15 protein-coding genes are annotated in these 17,699 nt (G+C 32.3%); 8 read left to right on the top strand and 7 right to left on the bottom strand.

Features of this window, described 5'->3' with window-relative positions:
- Positions 1–29 precede the first annotated feature (29 nt).
- Together capA and IEV77_RS08295 are read right to left on the bottom strand one after the other, a co-directional pair.
- Positions 30–1,076, bottom strand: a complete 1,047-nt coding sequence (gene capA / locus IEV77_RS08300; RefSeq protein ID WP_188463723.1) for a cysteate synthase — start codon at positions 1,074–1,076, stop codon at positions 30–32.
- Positions 1,077–1,145: 69 nt separating this feature from the next.
- Positions 1,146–3,206: a S9 family peptidase gene (locus tag IEV77_RS08295; protein ID WP_188463721.1), complete on the bottom strand. Its 2,061-nt coding sequence runs from the start codon at positions 3,204–3,206 to the stop codon at positions 1,146–1,148.
- 84 nt (positions 3,207–3,290) lie between these two features.
- On the opposite strand from IEV77_RS08295, the gene IEV77_RS08290 reads away from it, so the two are divergent.
- Together IEV77_RS08290 and IEV77_RS08285 are read left to right on the top strand one after the other, a co-directional pair.
- Positions 3,291–3,614 carry a YbaB/EbfC family nucleoid-associated protein gene (locus IEV77_RS08290; RefSeq protein ID WP_188463719.1) on the top strand — a complete coding sequence of 108 codons (324 nt, stop codon included), beginning with the start codon at positions 3,291–3,293 and terminating at the stop codon, positions 3,612–3,614.
- A gap of 105 nt (positions 3,615–3,719) precedes the next feature.
- On the top strand, positions 3,720–4,043 hold the full coding sequence (locus tag IEV77_RS08285) for a YegP family protein (protein ID WP_188463717.1): 324 nt from the start codon (positions 3,720–3,722) through the stop codon (positions 4,041–4,043).
- A 63-nt stretch (positions 4,044–4,106) separates the two neighbouring features.
- Here the strand turns inward: IEV77_RS08285 and IEV77_RS08280 are convergent, their stop codons facing one another.
- The gene (locus IEV77_RS08280) at positions 4,107–5,132 is read right to left on the bottom strand and encodes a threonine aldolase family protein (protein ID WP_188463715.1); all 1,026 of its coding nucleotides are present in this window, start codon (positions 5,130–5,132) and stop codon (positions 4,107–4,109) included.
- Positions 5,133–5,228: 96 nt separating this feature from the next.
- On the opposite strand from IEV77_RS08280, the gene prfB reads away from it, so the two are divergent.
- From prfB to IEV77_RS08265, 3 genes are all read left to right on the top strand, one after another.
- Positions 5,229–6,336 (top strand): peptide chain release factor 2 gene (gene prfB / locus IEV77_RS08275; protein ID WP_188463713.1). Its coding sequence is split into 2 segments (ribosomal slippage): positions 5,229–5,291 and positions 5,293–6,336, totalling 1,107 coding nucleotides; the frame shifts between segments, so codons are not numbered across the junction.
- Positions 6,337–6,341: 5 nt separating this feature from the next.
- Positions 6,342–6,683: an arsenate reductase (glutaredoxin) gene (gene arsC / locus IEV77_RS08270; protein WP_188463712.1), complete on the top strand. Its 342-nt coding sequence runs from the start codon at positions 6,342–6,344 to the stop codon at positions 6,681–6,683.
- Between the two features lie 117 nt (positions 6,684–6,800).
- Positions 6,801–9,251, top strand: a complete 2,451-nt coding sequence (locus IEV77_RS08265) for a TonB-dependent receptor domain-containing protein (RefSeq protein ID WP_188463710.1) — start codon at positions 6,801–6,803, stop codon at positions 9,249–9,251.
- A 72-nt stretch (positions 9,252–9,323) separates the two neighbouring features.
- Here IEV77_RS08265 and IEV77_RS08260 read toward each other — a convergent pair whose 3' ends face one another.
- The 3 genes from IEV77_RS08260 to IEV77_RS08250 all read right to left on the bottom strand — a co-directional run bounded on the left by IEV77_RS08260 (position 9,324) and on the right by IEV77_RS08250 (position 12,024).
- The gene (locus IEV77_RS08260) at positions 9,324–9,500 is read right to left on the bottom strand and encodes a hypothetical protein (RefSeq protein ID WP_188463708.1); all 177 of its coding nucleotides are present in this window, start codon (positions 9,498–9,500) and stop codon (positions 9,324–9,326) included.
- Positions 9,501–9,595: 95 nt separating this feature from the next.
- Complete coding sequence (locus IEV77_RS08255; protein WP_188463706.1) at positions 9,596–10,657, bottom strand: T9SS type A sorting domain-containing protein; 1,062 nt, start codon at positions 10,655–10,657, stop codon at positions 9,596–9,598.
- A gap of 59 nt (positions 10,658–10,716) precedes the next feature.
- Positions 10,717–12,024 carry an APC family permease gene (locus IEV77_RS08250; protein WP_188463704.1) on the bottom strand — a complete coding sequence of 436 codons (1,308 nt, stop codon included), beginning with the start codon at positions 12,022–12,024 and terminating at the stop codon, positions 10,717–10,719.
- 146 nt (positions 12,025–12,170) lie between these two features.
- On the opposite strand from IEV77_RS08250, the gene fumC reads away from it, so the two are divergent.
- The 3 genes from fumC to hutI all read left to right on the top strand — a co-directional run bounded on the left by fumC (position 12,171) and on the right by hutI (position 16,389).
- Positions 12,171–13,568, top strand: coding sequence for a class II fumarate hydratase (fumC, locus tag IEV77_RS08245; RefSeq protein WP_188463702.1), 1,398 nt, complete (start codon positions 12,171–12,173; stop codon positions 13,566–13,568).
- A 51-nt stretch (positions 13,569–13,619) separates the two neighbouring features.
- Positions 13,620–15,056: a T9SS type A sorting domain-containing protein gene (locus IEV77_RS08240; RefSeq protein ID WP_188463700.1), complete on the top strand. Its 1,437-nt coding sequence runs from the start codon at positions 13,620–13,622 to the stop codon at positions 15,054–15,056.
- A 97-nt stretch (positions 15,057–15,153) separates the two neighbouring features.
- Positions 15,154–16,389: an imidazolonepropionase gene (gene hutI / locus IEV77_RS08235; protein WP_188463698.1), complete on the top strand. Its 1,236-nt coding sequence runs from the start codon at positions 15,154–15,156 to the stop codon at positions 16,387–16,389.
- A gap of 344 nt (positions 16,390–16,733) precedes the next feature.
- On the opposite strand, the gene IEV77_RS08230 is transcribed toward hutI, so the two are convergent.
- Positions 16,734–17,618: a DUF8428 domain-containing protein gene (locus IEV77_RS08230; RefSeq protein ID WP_188463696.1), complete on the bottom strand. Its 885-nt coding sequence runs from the start codon at positions 17,616–17,618 to the stop codon at positions 16,734–16,736.
- Between the last annotated feature and the right edge of the window lie 81 nt (positions 17,619–17,699).

Raw genomic sequence — 17,699 nt, 5'->3', positions numbered from 1 at the left:
TAAATTTAGTAACATGTTTTAAAATTCAGTTATTTTATATATTGTATGCTTTGAGTATTTTCTTCTTTCTCATGGAGGCTATCTAAAAATCCTTGATCATTCATCCATGTATCACTATAAATTTTACTCATATATCGAGATCCATGATCTGGAAATATGACAACCACGTAAGAGTCTTCTGTAAATGTTTCGTCTTCGTTAAGTTGCTTTATTGCTTGCATAGCAGCTCCAGAAGTATAACCTACAAATAAACCTTCGGTTTTTGCAATCTCTCTTGCAGTATGTGCGCTTTCTTCATCTGTTACTTTTACAAATTCATCAATAACATCAAAATTTGTAGCAGTAGGAATTAAATTTTTACCTAAACCTTCAATTCTGTATGGATAGATTTCCTTTTCATCAAACTCATGAGTTTCATGGTATTTTTTAAGAACAGATCCGTAAGCATCGACACCAATTATTTTAATGTCTGGATTTTGTTCTTTTAAATATTTACCAATTCCTGAAATTGTTCCACCAGTTCCACTACAAGCTACTAAATGCGTAATTTTACCTTCAGTTTGTTTCCAGATTTCTGGACCTGTTGAAAGATAATGTGCATCGATGTTTAAGTCATTAAAATATTGATTGATGTAAACAGAACCATCTGTTTCTTCATGTAAACGTTTAGCAACCTCATAATAAGATCTTGGATCGTCTGCTTTAACATGTGCTGGACACACATAAACTTGTGCTCCCATAGATTTTAACATGTCTATTTTATCTGGAGAAGATTTTGAACTTACCGCAAGAATGCATTTGTAACCTTTAATAATGCTTACCATAGCAATGCTAAAACCTGTGTTACCAGAAGTTGTTTCAACAATTGTATTTCCAGGCTTTAATATACCCTTTCTTTCTGCTTCCTCAATAATATAAAGAGCAATTCTATCTTTCGAAGAATGACCAGGATTAAAAGCTTCTACTTTTGCAAAGTAGTTTCCTTTAAATGAAGAGGTTATTTTATTTAGTTTAATTAGTGGTGTATTTCCAACTAATTCTAACACATTATTAAAAACTTGTATATTTTTTTTCATAAATGTTATTTTTTGATACCCAATCATTTTGGACATCTAAAACCTTGCAAAAATACGAATTTTTTTTTACTAATTAGTAATTCCTTCCAAATCCAATATAAATGCGTATTCCAGAGCTACTTCTTTTAGACTTTCAAAGCGTCCAGAAGCACCTCCATGACCGGTTTCCATATCTGTATGAAGCAGTAATTTATTTGCATCCGTTTTAAGCTCTCTTAATTTAGCCACCCATTTAGCTGGTTCCCAATATTGTACTTGAGAATCGTGTAAACCTGTTGTAACCAACATATTTGGATAGGCGTGAGCTGTTACATTATCATAAGGCGAATAGGATTTCATGTACTCATAATATGTCTTGTCATTCGGATTTCCCCATTCATCGTACTCTCCAGTAGTTAGTGGAATTGTATCATCTAGCATGGTTGTAACAACATCCACAAAAGGAACCACCGCAAGAACACCATGATATAATTCTGGATTAAGATTGATAATTACTCCCATTAAAAGACCTCCTGCAGAACCTCCATAGGCATATAAATGCTTTTCTGAAGTATATTTTTCGGCAATTAAATGTTTTGAACAATCTATATAATCGAAATACGTATTCATTTTAGATAGAAGTTTTCCGTTTTCGTACCAATCTCTACCTAAATACTCACCTCCTCTTATATGTGCTATTGCAAATACAAAACCTCTGTCCAATAAACTTAATCTAACTGTAGAGAAATAAGGGTCGATAGTAGCTCCATAGGAACCGTATGCATAAAGCATTAATGGATTGCCAGACTCTTTTTTCAAATCTTTTCTATAGACTAAAGATACTGGTACTTTTACACCATCTCTGGCGGTTACCCAAATACGTTCTGAAGTATAATTTTCTTTCTTAAAATTTTTATCTAAAACTTCTTGCTCCTTTTTTATTTCGTGAACTTTAGTTATAAAATTATAATCTATGACAGAACTTGGAGTTGTTAAAGAATTATAACCATAACGCAGATATTCACTATCGAAATCTGGATTATTACCGGTATAAGCTGTGTAAGTTTCACTTTCAAATGGCAAATAATAATCCTCTTTTCCATTCCAGCTAATAATACGAATATTGTTTAAGCCTTCTTCCCTTTCACTCACCACTAAATAATCCTTAAAAATTTCAATATCTTCTAATAAAACATCTTTTCTATGTGGTAATAAATCTTCCCAATAAGTACTTTCAGTTTTTGTTTCACTAGTTTTTTGAAGCTTAAAATTCACAGCTCCATCCTTATTATTTAGCACATAAAAATGATCTTTATAATGTGCAATGGAATATTCCAGACCTCTTTCTCTAGGACTAAATATTTTAAATTCTTCGTTTGGAGTATCAGCATCTAAAATGCGATATTCTGATGTTAAGGTACTTGAAGAACCTATAACAATATATTTTCTGGATTTTGTTTTATATACAAAGGTGTTAAAAGTCTCATCCATTTCATGATAGACTTCAACATCTTCTTTAACTTTGGAATGCAGTTTATGCTTAAAAACAGCATGAGATCTCAAGGTTAACTTATCTTTTCGAGAATAAAAAATGGTTTTATTGTCGTTTGCCCAAGTAACACTTCCAGTTGTATTTATAATTTTAGTGGGATAAATCTCACCAGTAACCAGATTTTTAATCTGTATTTTATATTGTCTTCTACTAACCGTATCTGTAGAAAAAGCCGCCAAAGTATTATCAGGACTTATAGATATACTTCCCAAGCTAAAATATGAATGGACTTTTGCCATTTCATTACAATCAAACAATAATTCTTCTGGAGCCTCTAAAGTATCTTTTTTTCTTGCGTAAATAGGATAATCTTTTCCTTTCTCAAATCTGGTAATATACCAATAGCCATTAAATTTATAAGGAACCGATTGATCGTCTTCTTTTATTCTACCCTTCATTTCTTCAAACAACCGTTCTTGAAACGTTTCAGTATGTTCCATCATACTTTTGGTATACTTATTTTCGGCAAGCAAATAATCTAAAACTTCTTGATCTTCTCTATTATTTAACCAATAGTAATTATCAATACGAACATCGTTATGTGCAACTAGTTTTTTAGGAAGTTGTTTAGCCTTAGGAGGGAATATGGAGTTTTTCAAAAGTGAAAAATTTTATTTGAATTATAGGCATCAAAAATATGAATTTTAAATAGCTTTGCACTGAATTTAATAAAATATAAAATTATGTTTGGAGATCTTATGGGAATGATGGGTAAACTAAAGGAAACCCAGAAAAAAGTTGAAGAAACTAAAAAACGTTTAGATACTGTTTTGATTGATGAAAAAAGTAGTGACGAAAAAATAAAAATTACGTTAACGGCAAATAGAGTTATTAAATCCATTAGCATAGACGAAAGCTTGTTGCAAGACAAAGAAGAGCTGGAAGATTATCTTATTTTAACATTAAACAAGGCAATTGAAAGAGCTACTCAAATTAATGAAGCTGAATTAGCGGCTGTTGCCAAAGACGGCATGCCAAATATTCCAGGAATGGATAAGTTTATGTAAGTTCCATATCGCTTATTTGTCACTTTAACATTAATTTGATATCAGAATTTGCCAAAATAAATTTTAAAATCCTTATTTTTAGATATTAATTTTAAAAACAAAATCATGTTCGAATTATTTCAAAGTGAAAAAAATCAGAAGTATTATTTCAATTTAAAAGCTAAAAACGGTCAAGTTATTTTATCTAGCCAGGGATATGCTGATAAATCTGGTGCAAAAAACGGTGTTGAATCTGTAAAAACCAATTGTAGTGACGACGGTAAATTTGAAAGGAAAACAGCAACTAATGGTAAATTTCATTTTAATATAAAAGCAGCCAATGGCCAAATAATTGGTACTAGCCAAATGTATGCTTCGGAATCTGGAATGGAAAACGGCATAGAATCTGTCAAAACCAATGCACCAAGTGCTGGTATTGAAGGTGAATAGACTTTAAAAATTTCAACAATTACATTAAAAATAGCATCAGTTTCCTGATGCTATTTTTGTTTTTTATAATTCAAGTATTCTTAAAGTACTTAAAAATCTGTCATGCATTTCATCCGTATAATCCAAATGTGTCACTATTCGTAACTTACCTTGTCCCATGCCACTTAAACGAATGTTTTTATCTTCAAGAGATTTCAAAAATTTCGCTTCATCCGTTCTTTCTAGTAATTCAAAAATCACGATATTAGTTTCAATAGTTTCTACTTTTTTAATAAATGATAAATCACTTAAAACCTGACCTATTTCTTTAGCTTTTTTATGATCTTCTGCCAATCGGTCTATATGATTATCTAAGGCGTAAATACCTGCCGCCGCCAAATAACCAACCTGTCTCATGCCACCTCCAAAAATCTTCCGAATTCTCATGGCATTTTGCATGATTTTTTCATCTCCAATCAACACAGAACCAATCGGGCAACCCAGACCTTTACTTAAACAAACCGAAATGGTATCAAACAATTGGCCATAATCTTTTGCAGTTTCGTTTTTAGCCACCAAAGCATTCCACAATCTGGCGCCATCTAAATGGAAACCCAAATTATTAGTATCGCAAACGGTTCTAATTTTTTTAAGTTCCTCAAAATCCCAACAAGAACCTCCTCCTCTATTAGCCGTATTCTCAACTTCAACTAAAGTTGTTAACGGACTGTGATAAAAATCTGGGGGATTTATTGCTTCAAGAACTTGTTCTGCAGTAAACATGCCACGATCTCCTTGAATTAATTTGCATGACACACCACTATTAAAGGAAGCACCACCTCCTTCATAATGATAAATATGTGCGTCTTTATCGCATATAACTTGATCACCAGGATTGGTGTGTAATTTTATAGCAGTTTGGTTTGCCATGGTACCTGTTGGAAAAAACATGGCACTTGGTTTTCCAAACATGTTGGCAAGTCGTTCTTCTAAGGCGTTTACTGTTGGGTCTTCTTTATATACATCGTCGCCCACTTTTGCTTGCATCATGGCTTCTAACATGCCTAATGTTGGCTTTGTAACGGTATCACTTCTTAAATCTATAATCATGAGAAAAATATTAAAGCATAAAACTATAAAATTAAATCAAGTTATATTTTATCTGACAGTATTTAATTTTATTTTTGTGGAAACAAAAATGATTATATGATTACTTCAGATCAAATTAAAGATCTTAATAAACGTCTAAGTGCGCTTAGACAATATCTTTGACATAGATGCCAAACTAATTGAAATTCAAAACGAAGAAGAACAAACCTTTTCACCTACATTTTGGAACGATTCTACAGCAGCCGAAATTGTAATGAAATCTCTTCGGACTAAGAAAAAATGGGTCGAAGATTTTCAAACGGGAATTAGCTTAGTGGAAGAACTTGAAATTATCTACGAGTTCTATAAGGAAGACGAATCCAATCTTGAAGATTTAGAAACTAGCTTTGAAAAAGCCACTAAACTTATTGAGGATTTAGAGTTTAAAAACATGCTTTCCGAAGAAGGTGACAGTTTAAGTGCTGTACTTCAAATTACAGCTGGTGCTGGTGGTACTGAAAGTTGTGATTGGGCAAATATGCTTATGCGTATGTACTTAATGTATGCTGAAAAAAGTGGTTTTAAGGTTAAAGAATTAAACTACCAGGAAGGAGATGTTGCTGGTATCAAAACGGTGACTTTAGAAATTGAAGGCGATTATGCTTTTGGTTGGCTTAAAGGTGAAAATGGCGTTCATAGATTAGTTCGTATTTCTCCTTTTGACAGTAATGCCAAAAGACATACTAGTTTTGCTTCTGTTTATGTGTATCCTTTAGTTGATGATACCATTGAAATCGAAATCAATCCCGCAGATATTGAAATTACAACAGCACGTTCTAGTGGCGCTGGTGGACAAAATGTCAACAAAGTTGAAACTAAAGTACAACTTACTCATAAACCATCTGGGATACAAATATCTTGTTCAGAAACACGTTCACAACATGATAATAGATCTCGTGCCATGCAAATGCTGAAATCGCAGTTGTATGAAATAGAATTGCAAAAACAATTGGCTCAACGTCAAGATATTGAAGCAGATAAAATGAAAATTGAATGGGGAAGCCAAATTAGAAATTATGTATTGCATCCTTATAAATTAATTAAAGATGTACGTTCTGGGCATGAAACCGGAAATGTAGATGCTGTGCTTGATGGACAAATTGAACCTTTTTTAAAGGCATACTTAATGATGATGGGTCAAAAACCAGAAGATAATAACTTATAATCCATATGATAAAAATATACCATAATCCACGTTGCGGTAAATCCAGAGCTGGTCTTGAAATTTTAGAGAAATCAGGGAAAGAAGTTGAGATTGTCAAATATCTAGAAAACATACCTAGTAAAGAAGAATTGAGACATATTCTTTCACTTTTAAATATAAAAGCAGAAGCTTTAATTAGAACCAACGAAGCCATTTGGAAAGAGAATTACAAAGGTAAAAACTTAACAGAAGATCAGCTTATAGAAGCTATGGTGTCACATCCCAAACTCATTGAGCGTCCTATAGTTATAAATGGAGAAAGAGCCGTAATTGGCAGGCCTCCAGAAAAGATTTTAGACATTATATAATGAAAGGAAAAGCTTCGAAAACATTAGGGTTTCGAAGCTTTTTTATTTAACAAACATTTAACCATTCTACACTAAACCAAATTCTATTTTTGCAGTCCAATTTGCAAAACAACAATCATGAATAAAATTTTATTACCCTTACTTTTTACAATCTTATCATTTGCTAGCATTCAAGCTCAGAAAGACGTAACCATTACAGGTAAAGTTATCGATAAAACTACAGGTCAACCTTTAGAATATGCTACTGTTGCTTTTTTCAATAAAGCTGAAAACAGAATAGAGACTGGAGGAATTACTACTGAATCTGGAGACTTTAGCATTCCAGTACCTCCAGGAACTTACGACATTTCGATAGAATTTATTTCATTTGTAAAACAGACAATTCCTAATCAAAGCCTATTAAAGGATAAGAACATTGGTACAATTAACCTTGAAGCCGATACTGAATCTTTAAATGAAATTGAAATTATTGCAGAAAAGACAACGGTACAGATTAAACTAGATAAAAAAGTATATACTGTAGGATCCGATTTAACTGTTAGTGGTGGTAATGTTAGTGATGTTTTAGATAATATTCCATCTGTTTCAGTGGATGTTGAAGGAAACGTTGCTTTAAGAGGAAATGAAAATGTAAGAATCTTAATTAATGGCAAGCCATCTGGCTTAGTAGGTATAAACTCTACTGATGCTCTAAGACAACTTCCTGCAGAATCTATAGAAAGAGTTGAAGTTATTACTTCGCCTTCAGCTAGATATGATGCGGAAGGATCTGGAGGGATTTTAAATATTATTCTTAAGAGAAGTAAATTACAAGGTTTAAATGGTGCCGTAACCACAAACGTAGGATGGCCTAAATCTGCTGGAATTTCTGGAAATATAAACTACAGGACAGGAGATTTAAACATATTTAATACCACTAGTTACGATTATAGAGAAGTACCCGGAAATTCATCTTCATACACTCAATTTTTTAATGAAGAATATGACGATGATGGTAATTTTATTTCTAATGACCCAGATACTTATTCAGACGAAACAAATGATTACGATCGTGTTAGAAAAGGTTTAAGCACTAATTTAGGTATAGAGTGGTATGTTACGGATTCGGCTTCACTAACAGGTTCTGTGTCTTATAGAAATAGTGATAATGAAAGCAATTCAACAAATACCTTAATTTATTTGGATGAAAATAAACAGGTACTTTCACAAAGTAATCGTTTTGATCCAGAAGAGGAAACAGATGAATTGATTCAATATGCCTTAAATTTTAATAAAGATTTTGATACAAATGGTCATAAGTTAACCATGGACTTCCAATATGAAGATAATAAAGAAGATGAATATTCTGAAATATTATTGGAAGGAATAAACACTGAAAAAGCTAGTACTCTTGAAGATCAAACTCGTATCTTATTGCAAGCAGATTATGTATTACCTATTGGTGAAAGTAGTCAGTTTGAATTTGGATATCGTGGTAACTTTAACGACCAGGATACAGATTACACTATTGAAACTATTGATGAAGACACGGATGAATTTGTAGTAAACACTAATTTATCTAATTTTTTAAATTACCGTGAATATATTAATGCCGCTTACTCACAATATGGAAGTAAAATAGGAAGTAAATTTTCTTACTTATTAGGACTACGTCTTGAGAACACCCGTATTACTGTAGATCAACCAACAAGTGGAGATTATAGTAAAAACGATTATACAGGCTTATTTCCAACTGTTAATTTAAGTTATGAATTAAGTGAAGTAGAAAACTTTACTTTAGGATATAGTAGACGTATACAAAGACCGCGTTCTTATTTTATCAATCCATTCCCATCTAGAACTAGTGTTACAACTATTTTTCAAGGAAACCCTAATTTGGCTCCAAGTTATTCAGGTTTATTTGACTTAGGTTATTATAAAAAGTATGGCAAAGTTGCTTTAAATACCTCGGCTTATTACCAACATGCTACGGATGCATTTAGTTTTATAAGTTTTGACACCGGTATTAAGGTCGATGTAAATGGTCAAGAAATTTCAGTAATTCAGCGTACCCCTATTAATTTAGCTGAAGAAAATAGATACGGATTTGAATTTACTGTTACATATAACCCAATTCGCAAATGGAATATAAATGCCAATTTCAATATTTTTCAACAATCCATTAAAGGAACAGATCCAATTGGAGCCTCTTTAGATAGTGATAACATGAGTTGGTTTGCTAGAATAAATAATAAATACACGCTTCCAGGAGAAATTGAATGGCAAACTAGTTTAAATTATAGAGGGCCTTCTGAGGATGCTCAAAATAAAAGAGAAGGTAACTTCTCTGCAAACATGGCTTTTAGTAGAGACATTTTAAACGAAAATGCATCTTTAGGTTTAAATATTAATGATTTATTTAATACCAGAAAGCGTATCATGGAAACCAATACATCTACGTACATGAGTACTTCTGAGTTTCAATGGAGACAACGTAGTATTAACTTGTCTTTTACGTATAGATTTAATCAACAAAAGAAACGTCAGCAACGTGGCAGTTACGAAGACGGAGGAGAGTATGAAGGTTAAAAGCTTCAAAATACAACGCATAAAAAAAGGAAGCCAAATGGCTTCCTTTTTTTATATAAGTAAAAAACGAAATTAATTTAATTCACGTTTTGCTTTTTTCTCTTCTCTCATTTCTTTCATACGCTCTAATAAAGCCCCACCAATCCAATATGGTACTACGAAAGTTAATAAAAATAACATTAACCAAAAACCAAGTGTAAAAATGGCTAAAAAGGCTAAAAATCCTAAGTACTGGTCAAATTCGAACATAATAAATATTTCTTTTATAAATAACTATCGCAAATATACATGAAATGCTTTTTTTACACAACAGTAAATTTAAGAATTATTAACATCTTTTTTTTCTAATGTTTAATAACTTTTATACAGGTTTCTTTTTCTAAGCCATCCTTTAGATTTATATAATAAATCCCTGAACTTAAGTTCCTCAAATCAATCCTACTTTTCGGTTCTAAAACACCGTCAATCACCAAAACGCCATTGGTTTTATAAATTTCATATGGTATAGATTTAAGTAAACCAGAAATTTGGATATAATCAGATGTCGGATTTGGGTAAATTTTCAAATTTAGGTTAGACTTTATTTCTTCTATGCCGAGCAAAGCTTCAAGATTTTCAACTTTAAGAATGTTGTTCCCTTGTCCCCCAGCAATATATAAATCATTATTATAAACCATAATATTCATTGGTTGACCATTCATGAATGGAATAAATTCTTGAGCAACTAAAGTGGAAGCATTTATATCTACAGTTAATAATTTATAATACAAGGCCAGCCCAACAATTAAAGTGTCTTCATAAAAAGCTAAGGAATAAACATTCGATTCAAACCCTGAAATAACTTCCTCAACTACAGGATTTGCATCTGTAATATTAATTTTTGATACTTTATTAGAATATCCAAAATATAATTCATCCCCTTTTAAAGCAAAGGCTAAAATTCGAGCTTCAATATTGTCTACAACCAATTGAAGATAAGGATTTGTGCTATTTAGGTTTATTTTTGAAATTCTATCGTCTCCAGAAATAAACATGTCATCATCAGTAGCTATTAATGCCCTAGGACTATTAGTATAAATTACCTGAGTTCCTGTTGGGTTAGAATCATTTATGTTTAATTTAAATAAATTATTGGTTGCGTAGTATAATTCTTCTCCAACCAAACATACTGCTCGTGGATTTGCCTGGTTAGTAAGTAAGTTTTCTTTGGTTGGATTAATTACAGATAAGTCAGCTTTAGATATCATTCCCGATGATCCTCCATCAGCCAGTTCGCAAATAAATATGTCTTCCCCATTAATTGCTATTCCTACAGGACGACTTAACCCAGAAACAACCTCAATTGCCTGAGAAAATAAATGATTTGTAAATATGAAAATAATTATAAAAAGTACTTTTTTAAACATAGACTTTAGTTAAATTATATTTACAAAGAAGAGGATTTATTATTTTAAATAGGAATACCCTAACTGACATTTTTTATTTTCTCCTGTTTCTTATAAAGATATTCTAAAATAAAGCAACTTAATATAATAGAAGAAATTACAATAACTCCTAGAAAATTAGAGTCGTATTGTTGAATTATTAATGCAATAAATGCAATGGAACATAATAAGAACCCAATAAGAGGAATTGTTTTTTTTCCTTTAATTTCTTTTGATAATTTATAAGCTACATAATTCACTAAAGCGAAAATCAATAAAAACCCGGCACTTCCGGCAGTAGAAATACTTTCAATGTCTAAGGTATTTGCTATAACTAGGGTTAAAACAGCCGTAATCATTAATCCTATTGGTTGATTCCATAGTTTACTAGTTAAATGATGTGGTAGCTCGTCATCTTCAGCAACCTCATAACTAACGCGACTTCCTCCGTAAAGTGAGGCATTGATAGCAGAAAAAGTTGATATTAAAGCGGCTATAGTTATAATAGTAAATCCTACATTTCCAAGCATGGGTTTTGTTGCTTCTGCTAGCACATAATCTTCTGCTCTTGCAATGTCATCAAAAGGTAAAGAACCTACAGTGACTATAGCAATAACAACATAAAGAAAAATCACAAACCAGACGGAATAATTATAAGCCTTTGGAATATTTTTTTCAGGATTAATAATATCTGGTGCCGCATTGGCAATAAGTTCAAAGCCTTCATAAGCCACAAAAATAACCATTCCTCCTGTTAGAAGTAACAAAGGGTTTTCCCAATGTGAAACTGAAAGTTGCTCTATATTGGGGTTTCCAGGCAACCCATAAAGTCCTACCCCAATAAAACCTATTAAAATTATTAGTTTTATAATTACGGCATAGGATTCAATTTTACTAACAACCGTAATACTATAATAATTAATAATAGTCGCAATTATAATTATGACCGTCAAATATATATGAGAATCCAAAGATTTATTTCCAGTTAACTCATATAAATTTGGAGCATACGAACCAAAAGCTGAGGCATAAAGAGATAGCATAATAATATAGCTTACCCATAACAAATTATTAATAGCTCCACTAAATACCGATTTACCAAAACCTTGATTGATAAATTTTACAGTTCCTCCTCTATCCGGAAAAGCTAAGGACAGTTTAGAGTAGCTAAAGGCTGTTAAAATGGCAATAATTCCAGCAAATAAGAAAGCTATAGGCGTACCACCGTGTGCTAGAGAAACTGCTAAACCAAGAACAGCAAAAATCCCTCCTCCTACCATACCTCCAATTCCAATGGATATGGCTTCCCGTAATCCTATTTTACTATTCTCAACCAGTTTCTTAGACATTTTAAAGTTTAATATAAATTAAAAGTAGTTTTTTATATTCAATATGAAAATCATATCAATTATTTTCTTACAAATAACTGTCTAACTGTTAAATAATTTAGTCATAAAATCGTAAATTTGTATAACAATCAATCCGTATTAGAATCATGAGTTTTAGAATAGAAAAAGATACCATGGGCGAAGTAAAAGTGCCTGCTGACAAACTTTGGGGAGCACAAACAGAACGCTCAAGAAATAATTTTAAAATTGGAGCTCCTGCCTCAATGCCTTTAGAAATAGTTTATGGATTTGCTTATTTAAAAAAAGCAGCTGCTTATACTAATTGTGATTTAGGCGTACTTTCAGAAGAAAAACGCGACTTAATTGCTCAAGTTTGCGATGAAATTCTTGAAGGAAAACATGACGACCAATTTCCATTAGTTATCTGGCAAACGGGATCTGGAACGCAAAGTAATATGAATGTCAATGAAGTCATTGCCAATAGAGCACAACAACTTGTTGGAAAAATTATTGGTGAAGGCGAAAAAGCCATTCAACCAAATGATGATGTTAACAAATCGCAATCATCAAATGATACGTTTCCAACGGGCATGCACATTGCCATCTACAAGAAAATTGTAGAAAACACCATGCATGGCGTAATTCAACTTAGAAATACATTACATAATAAATCAACTGAGTTTAAAAATGTAGTTAAAATTGGAAGAACGCATTTAATGGATGCCACACCACTTACCCTTGGTCAAGAATTTTCTGGATATGTCTCTCAATTAGACCATGGTTTAAAAGCCCTTCAAAACACCTTACCACATATGGCTGAATTGGCTCTAGGAGGAACCGCTGTTGGAACAGGTTTAAACACACCTGAAGGTTATGATGTTTTAGTAGCAGAATACATTGCTAAATTTACCAATTTACCATTTGTAACTGCTGAAAATAAATTTGAAGCTTTAGCTGCTCATGATGCCTTAGTTGGTACACACGGTGCTTTAAAGCAATTAGCCGTTTCTTTAAATAAAATAGCAAACGATATCAGAATGATGGCTTCCGGACCACGTTCAGGAATTGGGGAAATTAATATTCCAGCAAATGAACCTGGAAGTTCTATTATGCCTGGAAAAGTTAACCCTACTCAATGTGAAGCTTTAACCATGGTTTGCGCTCAGGTAATGGGTAATGATGTGGCTATTACAGTTGGAGGAACTCAAGGTCATTATGAATTAAATGTCTTTAAACCAATGATGGCTGCCAATGTGTTACAGTCTTCTCAATTATTAGGAGATGCTTGTAGGAGTTTTAACGAACATTGTGCCGAAGGAATAGAACCAAACCACGAAGTTATTAAACAATTATTAAACAACTCTTTAATGCTTGTTACCGCTCTTAATACCAAAATTGGATATTATAAAGCGGCTGAAATAGCCAATACAGCTCATAAAAATGGCACCACATTAAAAGTAGAAGCCATTAATTTAGGGTATGTAACTGCCGAAGATTATGATGCTTGGGTGAAACCTGAAGATATGGTTGGCACTATAAAATAACTTGTAAATAAAATATAATCAATATATTAGCACAAATATAAAATATCAAATATGAAAAAAACTTTACTTACTTGTCTATCTATACTTTTTTTAAGTAACATGATATTCTCTCAAAATTTCACTAAATCTGTAATAGATGGATCTACTAGTGCGGAACCTTATTCAGTTGCTTCTGGGCATTTAAATAACGATGCTTATTTAGATCTTGTTATAGGAACTGATTCAGGAAGCCAAGTTGTTTGGTATAAAAATAATGGTGATGCCACCTTTGCTTCAGGAATTATACTTAGTGCGACAGGTCCTAATGCTTTATCTTATGTTGAAAGTGTCGCCATTGCTGATTTAAATGGTGATGGTAACGAAGATATTCTTGCTACTAGTTATGTAAATGCTAATTTGGTTTGGTTCGAAAACAATGGAGACGAAACCTTTCAACCAGCGGTAACAATTGCAACTGGAATAAGTGGAGCGGGAATGGTCATGACTGGTAATATTGATAATGATGCTAATGGATATCTTGATATAATTGTTCTTGCATATGAAGGCAATAGTGTGATGTACTTTTTAGGAAATGGAGATGGCACTTTTGGAATTCTTCGTTATTTAGTTCCGGTAACAGCAGGTAGTGGTCCTGGATCCATAGATCTTGCAGACTATGATGGTGATGGTGATTTAGATGCCGTTGTCGCATTTGTTGATAATGGCGAGATTAAGTTATACGATAATGAACTTATTCCTAACGGTTTGGATGGTAGTGGAAATGTACCTTTTGTTGCCTACACAAATAACGTGGATTCTGGAAATGGTTATTTATGGACTGTTTCTTTTGCAGATATCAATGATGATTCCAATTTGGACATCTTAAAATCTGATAACAATCCTGGTGCTGGAAATCCAAATATTGCTTGGTATACTAATGATAGTAGTGGGACCAGCACAACCTTTACGGAGACCACACTTGCAACGTCTATTACAAGAACTGCCGCCGCAGTAGCAGCCGACATAAATAATGACGGATATAATGATCTTGTTATAACTAACGGTCGTGCAACGAATGCTGATTACATTTGGTTTCCAAGCAATGAAACTGGTGGTTTTGATGATGAAATTATAATTAACGATAATACTAGTACAGGTTTTTCTATTTCAATTGAAGATTTTGATAATGATGGTGATCTTGACATAGCTGGAATAAGCTATCTACAAGATAATCTTGTTATCTTTTTAAATGACATCCCAACAGTTGGTATCCAAGAATTTGCAAATAATTCTTTAACCATCTACCCTAACCCAACTTCAGATTTTATTAATTTTAAAGGATTAACTTCTGAAACTGTTAATGTATCTGTTTTTGATGTTTTAGGAAAAGAAGTGCTAAAACAATCTTTGAATTCTAACGAAACTCTAGATGTTTCTAAACTTCAGAAAGGTCTTTATGTCTTAAAACTTGACGATTTAAATGAAACTTATAAATTTATAAAAGAATAACTTTTTTACGTAATAAATTTCTAAAGCGCTAACATCTTTTTGTTAGCGCTTTTTTATTTTCAGAAAAAATGCGGAACTTTGAAAAAAACATAACATTGTGTCTCTATTAATAAAAAACATTAAAGAACTCCTTCAAGTTAGGGATTCACACATTTCAGTAGTAAAAGGAAAGGATATGAAAATACTGCCTAGTATTAAAAATGCCTATCTTTTAATTGATCACGATACCATTGTGGATTATGGTTCCATGGACGATATCCAAAATCTAGATGCAGATCAGGTTATAGATGCCACTGGAAAAATGGTGCTTCCAACTTGGTGCGATTCTCATACACATATTGTTTATTCTGGAAATAGGGAACAAGAGTTTGTAGATAGAATAAACGGGTTAAGCTACGAAGACATTGCTAATCGTGGTGGTGGTATACTAAATTCGGCCGAAAAACTTCAGAATACCTCTGAAGAAGATTTATACCAGCAATCTGCAAAACGCTTGCAAAAAGTTATAAAACTTGGTACTGGAGCTATTGAAATAAAATCGGGATACGGCTTAACAGTGGATGCCGAATTAAAAATGCTTCGTGTAATAAAAAGGTTAAAAAAGGAATTTCCTTTAAAGGTAAGAGCAACTCTTTTAGCTGCGCATGCTATTCCTAAAGAATATAAAAATGATAAAACGGCTTTTGTTGATTTAGTTATAAATAAAATGATTCCCGAAGTTGCTAAAGAGCAATTAGCAAACTACATAGATGTATTTTGCGAAAAAGGCTATTTCGATTTAGAAGATACCGAACGGATTTTAAAAGCAGGAAAAGAACATGGTTTAATCCCTAAAATACATGTCAATCAATTTAATGCTTTTGGGGGTGTTGGTGTTGGTGTAAAATACGAGGCTCTTTCTGTAGATCATCTAGAAGAAATGAACATAGAAGATATTGATGTTCTAAAAAACAGCGCAACAATGCCTGTTGCCTTGCCTTCCTGCTCCTATTTTTTAAGCATTCCTTATACGCCTGCAAGACAAATAATAGATGCAGGACTTCCACTAGCCTTAGCAACAGATTATAACCCAGGTTCTACCCCTAGTGGCAATATGAATTTTGTTATTAGTACAGCTTGCATTAAAATGAAAATGACTCCAGAAGAAGCAATAAATGCTGCTACCATAAATGGAGCTTATGCTATGGGCATTGGGACCATGTACGGAAGTATTACAAAGGGAAAGAAAGCCAACCTGATTATAACCAAAGAGATACCAAGCTATGCTTTTATGCCTTATGCCTTTGGTGAAAATCATATTGATAATGTCATTATAAATGGACAAATTATATAAAAGTTCTATTTTTTCAAATGAAGAATTACCTGCTGAACTTTTAAAGTTTGGGAATAAAATTTAGACCTTACCAGAAGCATTGAAAGTCTAAAATTATTTTAAAACACCATCTTAGATGAAGAAACCATTAGTCCATTACAAATTGGAAGTTATAAAGTTAACAAACACCAAGTATTTTTAAAACAATAGACTATTGAGGAATCTATTCCCCATGGTTTTGAAACCATTTGGAAAATTCGTAAAGCTCGTATTCAGAATATATCGTAAATAAAAAACCCGAAAGTCGAAACTTTCGGGTTTTTGTTATTATTAGCTCTATGGATATTAACTAATCATAACAATTATTATTTTAATGTGAACTCAGTAGTTGACACTAAATCTTTTTCGTTAAATACATTCACTGTATAACGTCCTTTTTCAAATCCATTTTCACCTGGAGTTACGAATTCACAAATATTTAAATTTGCATTTTCGTAATTAAATTTACTCACTAAACTATAATTTAATGTTTGTTCTCCAAATTGAACTTGCTCATTTACACCTAAGGTATTATTTTTAGGGTCAATAACTTGAACATATAATTCTTGTTCTCCAGCTTGCACTAAACCATTTTTAGCAACTGTATAACAAACTCTAATTTTATCAGATCGTCCTGCTCTTTCTGTTGGAATTAATTTTCCAGCAGTTCTTTCGATTACTCCAAATCCTTTTAGTCCAACTGTTGTTAAAACAGCCGCATTTTCAACAACATCAACTAATGCTAAGTTTTGAACCATTAAAGAATCAGTAAACATAGTACGTTCTTCTAAACGAACTCTGGTACTATCTAAAGACGTAGCTAATAAAGAGTTTTCAATTTTTAACTTGTCATTTTCAGTCAATAAAAAGTCCATTTCTTTTTGAAGCGCTAAGTATTTAGACTTATATCTCCATAAACTTTTCACATTTGTATCAGAAATACTTAAAGAGTCAATTAATCCTTGAATACGTGCTTTAGCTTCAACTAAATCTGCATTTGCAATTTCATTGTCTCCAATAACAATATCGTATTGTTTCGCCATATTGCTAAGGTCCTTCATTACTAATTGTTTTTCTTCTGTTAACTGAGCTTCAGTCTCTTTTTTGTCTTTTAATAAATCGAAAGAATAAAAAGCAGCCCCTAAAAATAGCACTAAGGCTATACCCAAAGCTACTTTCAATCCCATATTGTTACTATTGTTATTTTCCATTGTAATTTGTTTAATTTAAAATTAGTTTTAGTTTCTTTAGTTTAATAGATGTAATTTTAACACTTTAAAACGATTTTCAAA

It is taken from the genome of Xanthomarina arctica (assembly GCF_014638915.1).
GTDB lineage: Bacteria > Bacteroidota > Bacteroidia > Flavobacteriales > Flavobacteriaceae > Xanthomarina > Xanthomarina arctica.
Note: the sequence above shows the minus strand (reverse complement) of the source record. Positions and strands in the feature narration are given on the sequence as shown.